The organism is Fulvimonas soli (assembly GCF_003148905.1).
Classification (GTDB): Bacteria; Pseudomonadota; Gammaproteobacteria; order Xanthomonadales; family Rhodanobacteraceae; genus Fulvimonas; species Fulvimonas soli.
Genome location: NZ_QGHC01000018.1, coordinates 42,944 through 51,263, shown reverse-complemented (window position 1 = coordinate 51,263; position 8,320 = coordinate 42,944). Strand labels below are relative to the sequence as shown.

The following is an 8,320-nucleotide window of genomic DNA, read 5'->3' as shown; positions in this document are numbered from 1 at the left end:
GACTGCTTGATGAACCCGATGATCTGCTCGGTGGTGAAGCGACTCTTCTTCATGTCCGTCCTCGTGGTTGACGGACTTTACAGCTTCACTTGGTACGGCTCAGTGGGGGCAGGTCAAGTTCGGCAACCACGGCACTGGCTTTGTCATACAGCTTCACGCCGAGCTTGTCGACAGTGAGCCGGGAGATGCGCAAATGATAGGGAGAATCACCACTGCCGTTTCTCTTGACGGCAGAATTCTTCTTCGCGACAAGGCTCTTCTCGATGCCCACGTTCGCACCCTGACGGCGAGTTGATCCTCTCGCAACCGGAACTGTACGACGAGAAGATGTAGCCATCGACGACCCCTAGATTTTGACGGCGCAGGCAGCGGTCACCCCGCCCCCCCAAGCATGCAACCATACCCACACAATGCAGCTCATTATTGCACGGTCACTCCCAGATGTTGGCCTGTCTACTCTGGCTAGGCAAGATGTCTGCCCGCCTGCAGGCATCCTGAGCTTCACCTCCCGGATGAGGATCCGGTTCGTGATCAATTGAGATGCCGTTGATGCTGGAAGTACAGATCATGTGATCATGACCTCGCAGACGCTGCGTAATGAGTTAGGCCGACGGATTCGACCATCAAGCTTGGAAAGATCATTGGCGAAATCCGGCCATCAAGTAACCTTCAAGCTTTCGTAAGCACCCAATGTTCGCTTTAGACGGCAGCAGTCTTGACTAAGGCTGGTCGCCAATCAGTGGGAAGCACCCTTCATGATCAAAGGTTCGGAAAGAGGTCTGTCACGTTTCCCCGACCTTAACGGCCAGTATCCTTCTTAACCACATCCTCCGACACATCGACCAAGACATGGCGCAGCTACCGCTATTCTGCATGTAATTTTTATTCTGCATGTAAATTTCTCCACAAATACATCCATGGCCGTGCCGATGGCGCGATAGCTCAATATCCATGTGACGCCACCTTTCCCGACCGAAACAGCGCTTGCCATGAAAGTAAGCCCTCCGTTGATGCCGCGATCAACGGAACCCGTCCGCAACCGAGCCCAAGGGGTTCTATCAGGATTTGTTCAAGTCCAGTCGTGGCACGATGTCTACGGAGATTCACGAGGAATCTGTGGGGGGAAATCGGGAGATGCATCGACTAGGTCGATGGGAACGGAAAGCCCCACGGATTCCCCCACAGAATGCCTGCGCTACGCTGGGATCGTCTGCTATCTGACTGGACAGAGAACCACTTAATCAAACAAATTGTCTCTGTAAATAACTGAATTTAAAGCGTTTTCTTGATGGCGCGTGCCGCCGTAACTACTCCAAATTCTGCACCTGTTCGCGCATCTGCTCGATCAGCACCTTCAGCTCCACCGCCGCGTTGGTGGTGCGCGCGTCCACCGACTTGGAGCCGAGCGTGTTGGCCTCGCGGTTGAACTCCTGCATCAGGAAGTCCAGCCGGCGGCCGACCGGCTCCGCCAGGCCCAGCACGCGGCGGGTCTCGGCGACGTGGGTGGCGAGGCGGTCCAGCTCCTCGTCCACGTCGCTGCGGGTGATCTGCAGCACCAGCTCCTGCTCCAGCCGGCCCGGGTCGGCCGGCTGCTTCAGCTCGGCCAGCCGCGCCTCCAGCCGCGCGCGCAGCGCGGCGCGGATCTCCGGCATCCAGCCGCGCACCTGCGCCACGATGCGCTCGATCGCGTCGAGCTTCTCGTGCAGGATCGCCGCCAGCTTGGCGCCCTCGCGCTCGCGCGTGGCGGCGAGCGCGTCCAGCGCGCGGTCGAGCACCGCCAGCAGCGCCGCCTGCTGCGCCTCGGCGTCCACCTCGGCCTGGCGCAGCACGCCGGGGAAGCGCAGCAGCTCGGTGAACTGCGTGGCGAGGTTCGGGAAGCGCGCGGCCAGGTCCAGGTTCAGCTCGGCCAGCCGCGCCAGCAGCGTGCCGTCCAGCTGCAGCGCGTCGCCGCGCGCCTCGCCGCGCAGCCGCACGGTGAGGTCCACCTTGCCGCGCGAGAGCCGCGCCGCCACCCGTTCGCGCAGGACGCCCTCGAACGCGCGCAGGTCGTCCGGCAGGCGCGGGGCGAGTTCCAGGTAGCGGTGGTTGACCGTGCGCAGCTCGCAGGTGAGCGCGCCGGCGGGACTGGTGGACTCGGCGGAAGCGTAGGCCGTCATGCTGCGGATCATGCGGTGCCCCGTGGGACAGGCTGGTAAAGGCGGCAATGGTAAACTTTCCGGCCCTGCCTTGCCCAACGGCCCCGCGCATGACCTCCACGATCCGCCCGAGCGGCCGCGCCAGCGACCAGCTCCGCCCCGTCGCCATCGAGCGCCACTACACCCGCCACGCGGAAGGCTCCGTGCTGGTCAGCTTCGGCGACACCCGCGTGCTGTGCACCGCCAGCATCGAGGACCGCGTGCCGCCGTGGCTGCGCGGCAAGGGCGAGGGCTGGGTCACCGCCGAGTACGGCATGCTGCCGCGCGCCACCAGCACGCGCACCCAGCGCGAGGCCGCCCGCGGCGGCCAGGGCGGCCGCACCATGGAGATCCAGCGGCTGATCGGCCGCAGCCTGCGCGCCTGCGTCAACCGCCAGGCGCTGGGCGAGCGCGTGATCACGCTGGACTGCGACGTGATCCAGGCCGACGGCGGCACCCGCACCGCGGCGATCACCGGCGCCTACGTGGCACTGGCCGACGCGATCCACCTGCTGATGCAACGCGAGAACCTGAAACGCAACCCGATCGTGGGCGCGGTGGCGGCGGTCTCGGTGGGCATCTACAAGGGCTTGCCGGTGCTGGACCTGGACTACGCCGAGGACGCCGACTGCGACACCGACATGAACGTGGTGATGAACGACGGCGGCGGCTTCATCGAGGTGCAGGGCACCGCCGAGGGCCACGCCTTCCGCCGCGACGAGATGGACGCGATGCTCGCGCTGGCCGAGAAGGGCATCGCCGAGCTGGTGGCGCTCCAGCGCGCGGCACTGGAGCGCTGAGCATGCGGCGCATCGTGCTGGCCAGCGGCAACCGCGGCAAGCTGGCGGAGTTCAACGCGCTGTTCGCCGGCAGCGGCATCGAGGTGATGACGCAGGGCAGCCTGGGCGTGGAGGACGTCGAGGAGACCGGCCGCACCTTCGTCGAGAACGCGCTGCTCAAGGCGCGCCACGCCGCGCGCGCCACCGGGCTGCCGGCGCTGGGCGACGACTCGGGGCTGTGCGTGGAGCGCCTGGACGGCGCGCCCGGCCTGTACTCCGCGCGCTACGCGGGCGGTCACGGCGACGCGGCGGCCAACAACGCCAAGCTGCTGCGCGCGCTGGACGGCGTGCCGGCGCAAGGGCGCGGCGCCTTCTTCATCTGCGTGCTGGTGCTGCTCGCCCACGCCGACGACCCGGCGCCGCTGATCGCGGAAGGCCGCTGGCATGGCCGCGTGCTGGAAGCCCCGCGCGGCACGCAGGGATTCGGCTACGACCCGCTGTTCCTGCCCGACGGGCAGGCGCTCTCCGCCGCCGAGCTGGACCCGGCGGTGAAGAACGCGATCAGCCACCGCGGCCAGGCGCTGGCGAAGCTGCGCGCGCTGCTCGGCGCGCCGGCTTGACCGCGGCCTTGGCACGGTAGCGCGGCGCTTCCTCCTGCACCCGCTGCGTGCGCAGGCGCCCGCGCAGCCAGGCGGCGAAGTCGGGGGCGGACAGGCGGCCGTCGGCCAGGGCGAGAAAGCGCGGGAACAGCTCGGCATCCTCGGCGTCCAGCCGGGCGCCGTTTAGCTCGATGAAGGTTTCGCAGACCACCGCGGCGGTGCGCTTGTTGCCGTCCACGAAGGGATGTTTGCGCGCCAGGCCGTGGGCGAGCGACGCGGCGAGCTCGGCCAGGTCCGGCTCCGGCTCGGCGTAGGCGAGCATCTGCTGTGGCCGCGCAAGCGCCGACTCGAGCAGAACCTCGTCGCGCACGCCCTCGGCACCGCCATGCTCGGCGAGCTGGCGATCGTGGATTGCCAGCACCAGGAAGTAATCGATCCAGATCGGCACCATCGGTCAGTTCCCGGCAAGCTCGCGCAGGAGATCGCGGCGGCGGCGCATCACCTTCTCGGCCACTTCCATCTTCGCCGCGAACTGCGGATCGAACGGCGCCAGCTTGATGCCGTCCGGCAGCTCGGTGACGTAGAGCGTGTCGCCCTTGCCCACGCGCAGGCGCGCCAGCAGCTCGCGCGGCAGCACCACGCCGACGGAATTGCCCACGGTGGTGATCTTGAGCTTCAGGTTCATCGCGGCGTCCTCGTTCAGTCCGTCTGCATTATAACCATCGTGATAACGGCCGCCAGCCCGGCTACAATGCGCCCATGCCGCTGACCGCCCCGCCCCTCGCGCTGTACGTGCACATGCCCTGGTGCGTGAAGAAGTGCCCGTACTGCGACTTCAACTCGCACGGGCTGCGCGGCGAGCCGCCGCCGTATGCGGCCTACGTCGACGCGCTGCTGGCCGACCTCGACGCCGACCTGGCCGACTTCGGCGCGGCCGCGCACGGCCGGCCGATCGCCAGCGTGTTCTTCGGCGGCGGCACGCCCAGCCTGTTCGCGCCGGAGCACGTCGCGCGCTTCCTCGACGCCGCGCGCGCGCGGCTGCCTTTCGCCGACGGCTGCGAGATCACGCTGGAGACCAACCCCGGCACGGTCGAGCACGGCCGCTTCGACGGCTACCTCGCCGCGGGCGTGAACCGGCTGTCCTTCGGCATCCAGAGCTTCGACGACGACAAGCTGAAGCGGCTGGGCCGCATCCATTCGGCGGCGGAGGCCGAGGCGGCGGTGAAGTCGGCGCAGGACGCCGGCTACGCCAACCTCAACCTCGACCTGATGTACGCGCTGCCGGAGCAGACCCTGGACGGCGCACTGGCCGACGTGGAGCGCGCCATCGCGCTCGCGCCGGCGCACGTCTCGCACTACCAGCTCACGCTGGAACCCAACACCGCCTTCGCCGCGCAGCCGCCGCCGCTGCCCGACGACGACGCGGCCTGGGACATGCAGGAGCGTTGCCAGGCCCGCCTCGCCGAGGCCGGCTACGCGCAGTACGAGGTGTCCGCCTACGCGCGGCCCGGCCGGCGCTGCGCGCACAACCTCAACTACTGGCGCTTCGGCGACTACCTCGGCATCGGCGCGGGCGCGCACGGCAAGCTCAGCGACGCCGCCGCGGGCACGGTGCGGCGGCGCTGGAAGGTGCGCCATCCGCGCGCCTACCTCGATGCCGCCGGCATGCCCGCGCGCATCGGCGGCGATGCCGCGGTGCCCGCCGGGGAGCTGCCGTTCGAGTACATGCTCAACGCGCTGCGCCTGGTCGAGGGCGTGCCGCTGGACGAGTTCGCCGCGCGCACCGGCCTGCCGGCGGCGACGATCGCCGCGCCGCTGGCCGAGGCGCAACGCCGCGGCTGGCTGAGCGGGGAGCCCGGCCGGCTGCGCGCCACCGCGCTGGGCCAGCGCTTCCTCAACGACGTGATCGGCGCCTTCCTCGGTTGAGCCGACGCGCCATGGCGGGCCGCCCGCAACCGGCATAGACTGCGCCACCGGGGAACATCGCCAGGGGGAGGCGCCATGATCGACCAGGCGGGGCTGTCGGCGCGCCGCGCGGACGTGCGCTGGCCGGCGCGCGCGCAGCGGCTGCTCGGCGAGGTCCGCGCGCTGTGCGGCAACTGGCTGCACGAGCCGCTGCGGCTGAGCCTGGCCGACTTCGACAGCCGCCTGCGCGAGCAGGCCGAACGCGCGCGCAGCCACCTCGACCAGCAAAGCTACTTCGCCACCCGCCAGCGCCTGCCGCAGGAGCGCCAGCTGTTCGACCGCAGCTTCGTCGCCAGCGTCGAGCGCGCCTTCGACCGGCTCGGCGAGCCCGCCGCCAGCCCCGCCGCGGCCGCGGACCAGCCGCTCAGCCTGCTCGATCCGCTGGAGCACGAGCTCACCGCCGCGGTCGACCAGCTGGTGGCGCGCGGCGAATCCCGCGGCGGCCCGCTGCTGATCGAGCTGGGCTACCGCCTGGCCGTGCTGATCGGCGCGCCGCCGCTGGAGGGCGAGGCGCTGCCGGTCGGCCCGCAGGCGATGGCGCGCGCCTTCCGCGAGGCCAGCCAGGCGCTCGACCTGCCCGGCGAGCACCGGCTGCTGCTGTTGCAGAGCGTCGAGGGCAGCCTGATACAGGAGCTGCCGCCGCTGTACGAGCTGATCAACGCGCAGCTGCTCGGCGAGGGCATCCTGCCCGGCCTGCGCGCCTTCCCGCTGGCGCGCATCGCCGTGCGCCGCGGCCGCGAGCCGGAGCCGCCGCCGCGCGAGGGCAGCGCGCCGGCGGAAACGGCGCGCAACAGCGAGCCGATCGCCGTGCTGGACAGCCTGCGCGAGCTGCTCGCGCAGCGCCGCCACGGCCAGGGCGGCCCGCTGGCCGGCGGCCACGTGGCCACCGCGGGGGAGCTGGAGACCGCGCTGGCCGCGCTGCAGCAGCACATCGGCCAGGTCAGCGACCACGTCAGCCGCGAGCTGCGCAGCGCGCAGCGCCTGCGCGACGAGCTGCTGCAGCAGCTCAACGCCGCGCGCCCGCCGGGCAGCGCGCCGGCCCAGCTCAGCCCCGAGCAGGGCGACACGGTGGAGCTGGTCGCCATGCTGTTCGAGCAGATGGCCCGCCAGCTGCAGCAGGGCGGGCAGGCGCAGAACCTGCTCGGCGGCCTGCAGCTGCCGCTGCTGCGCGTGGCGATGGCCGACCGCCAGTTCTTCGAGCAGCGCGGGCACCCGGCGCGCCAGCTGCTCGGCAAGGTCACCGAGGCGGCGCACGACTGGATCGACGACGCCGGCAGCGAGGCCGACCGCGGCCTGCGCGCCCGGCTGGAGCAGCTGGTCGAGCGCGCCGCCCGCGAGCAGCCGAGCAACGAGCTGTTCGCCGCGCTGCTGGCCGACGTCGAGCAGCACCTGGCGCAGCTCCGCCACAAGGCGCAGGTGGCCGAGCGCCGCCACGTGGAGGCGATGCAGGGCCGCGAGCGGCTGGAGCAGGCGCGCCAGCGCGCCGCCGAGCTGATGGCCGAGCGCTTCGCCAAGGCGCCGCCGCGCGGCCTGCTGCGCACCCTGCTGGAACGCGCCTGGTCCGACGTGCTGGCGCTGACCCTGCTGCGCCACGGCGAGGAGAGCGACACCTTCGCCACCCGCCTGATCATCACCGACCAGCTGCTCGGCCGCCTGCCGCTGGGCGACCGCCGCAAGCTGCAGGACGAGGTGGAAGCGGGCCTGCAGCAGATCGGCATGCACGGCGACCAGGCGGTGCAGGTGGCGCAGCGGCTGATCGGCGCCGGCGCCGCCAGCGGCGCCGACGGCCCCAGCGCCACCGGGCTGGCGATGCGCCTGAAGCAGCACCAGCGCCTGGGCGAGCAGGCCGGCGAGGGCGCGGCGCCGTCCCCGTCCGCCGCCGCGACGGCGGCGGGCGCGACCGTGACGGCCAGCGCGCCCGCGCCGGCGAATCCCGAGGAGCAGCGCATCCTGGCGCGCCTGCGCGAGCTGCCTTTCGGCAGCTGGTTCGAGTTCGTCGACGCGGCCAGCGGCCAGGTCACGCTGCGCAAGCTGGCCTGGTTCTCGCCGGTGTCCGGCAACAGCCTGTTCGTCACCCGCCGCGGCCAGCGCGCCGAGGAGATCGCGCTGCCGCAGCTGGCCCACGAGATCGCCAGCGGCCGCGTGCGCGAGGCGCCGCGCGGCCACGACGGCCTGCTCGACCGCGCCTGGCGCGCGCTCGCCCGCAGCCTGCGCCAGGCGCCCCGCCCCGCCATTCCCGGAGCCCAGCCATGAGCCGCGACCAGCGCCGCGCCGTGCGCAAGCGCACCGACTACACCGCCGTGGTCACCGACATGATCAGCGGGCAGCCGTTCGGCCAGCTCGGCAACCTCTCCGCCAGCGGCATGCTGGTGATCAGCGCGAACCCGCCGCGCAGCGAGGCGATCTACCAGCTGCGCCTGCCGCTGTCGGGCCTGGGCCGCACGCCGCAGCACATCGAGGTAGGCGTGCAGGAGCAGTGGCAGGAGCAGGCCGCCACGCCGGGGCAGGTGTGGGCCGGCTACCGCATCGTGGCGATCAGCAGCGAGGACAACGCCCGCCTGCAGGCGTGGCTGGCGCTGCCGTCCTGACGCGCGGCTTGGCAGCGCGGGGCGGCCCGCGCGATCATCGTCGCCCTTGGAGCCCGTTCACGATCCTGCCGTGCCCGGCGCCGGCATCGCGGCCGGAGGCCGCTCCCACGTGAACTCGCAAGCCGTGTGGGAGCGGCCTCCGGCCGCGATGGCGGACTTCCCATGGCTCCGTCGCGGGGCCACGACAGGATCGTGAACGGACTCTCTCTCTCGGC

General features: G+C 71.0%; 8 protein-coding genes and 1 pseudogene. 5 read left to right on the top strand and 4 right to left on the bottom strand.

Annotated elements, in window-relative coordinates:
- Positions 1-85: 85 nt before the first annotated feature.
- Both C7456_RS15770 and C7456_RS15765 read right to left on the bottom strand, forming a co-directional pair.
- Complete coding sequence (locus tag C7456_RS15770) at positions 86-271, bottom strand: hypothetical protein (RefSeq protein WP_109724761.1); 186 nt, start codon at positions 269-271, stop codon at positions 86-88.
- A 1,036-nt stretch (positions 272-1,307) separates the two neighbouring features.
- Positions 1,308-2,168, bottom strand: a complete 861-nt coding sequence (locus C7456_RS15765) for a YicC/YloC family endoribonuclease (protein WP_109724760.1) — start codon at positions 2,166-2,168, stop codon at positions 1,308-1,310.
- Positions 2,169-2,245: 77 nt separating this feature from the next.
- Between C7456_RS15765 and rph the strand changes: the two genes are divergently transcribed.
- The gene (gene rph, locus C7456_RS15760; protein ID WP_109724759.1) at positions 2,246-2,974 is read left to right on the top strand and encodes a ribonuclease PH; all 729 of its coding nucleotides are present in this window, start codon (positions 2,246-2,248) and stop codon (positions 2,972-2,974) included.
- 2 nt (positions 2,975-2,976) lie between these two features.
- Positions 2,977-3,573, top strand: coding sequence for an RdgB/HAM1 family non-canonical purine NTP pyrophosphatase (gene rdgB, locus C7456_RS15755; protein WP_109724758.1), 597 nt, complete (start codon positions 2,977-2,979; stop codon positions 3,571-3,573).
- Between the two features lie 16 nt (positions 3,574-3,589).
- On the opposite strand, the pseudogene C7456_RS15750 reads toward rdgB, so the two are convergent.
- Positions 3,590-4,003: pseudogene (locus C7456_RS15750) on the bottom strand (type II toxin-antitoxin system death-on-curing family toxin); the annotation flags it as partial.
- 3 nt (positions 4,004-4,006) lie between these two features.
- Positions 4,007-4,231 carry an AbrB/MazE/SpoVT family DNA-binding domain-containing protein gene (locus C7456_RS15745; RefSeq protein ID WP_109724762.1) on the bottom strand — a complete coding sequence of 75 codons (225 nt, stop codon included), beginning with the start codon at positions 4,229-4,231 and terminating at the stop codon, positions 4,007-4,009.
- An 80-nt stretch (positions 4,232-4,311) separates the two neighbouring features.
- Between C7456_RS15745 and hemW the strand changes: the two genes are divergently transcribed.
- The 3 genes from hemW to C7456_RS15730 all read left to right on the top strand — a co-directional run bounded on the left by hemW (position 4,312) and on the right by C7456_RS15730 (position 8,105).
- Positions 4,312-5,478, top strand: a complete 1,167-nt coding sequence (gene hemW, locus C7456_RS15740) for a radical SAM family heme chaperone HemW (RefSeq protein WP_109724757.1) — start codon at positions 4,312-4,314, stop codon at positions 5,476-5,478.
- Between the two features lie 75 nt (positions 5,479-5,553).
- Positions 5,554-7,770 carry a DUF1631 family protein gene (locus tag C7456_RS15735; protein WP_109724756.1) on the top strand — a complete coding sequence of 739 codons (2,217 nt, stop codon included), beginning with the start codon at positions 5,554-5,556 and terminating at the stop codon, positions 7,768-7,770.
- On the top strand, positions 7,767-8,105 hold the full coding sequence (locus tag C7456_RS15730; protein ID WP_109724755.1) for a PilZ domain-containing protein: 339 nt from the start codon (positions 7,767-7,769) through the stop codon (positions 8,103-8,105). Before C7456_RS15735 ends, C7456_RS15730 begins: the two co-directional genes overlap by 4 nt.
- Positions 8,106-8,320 lie beyond the last annotated feature (215 nt).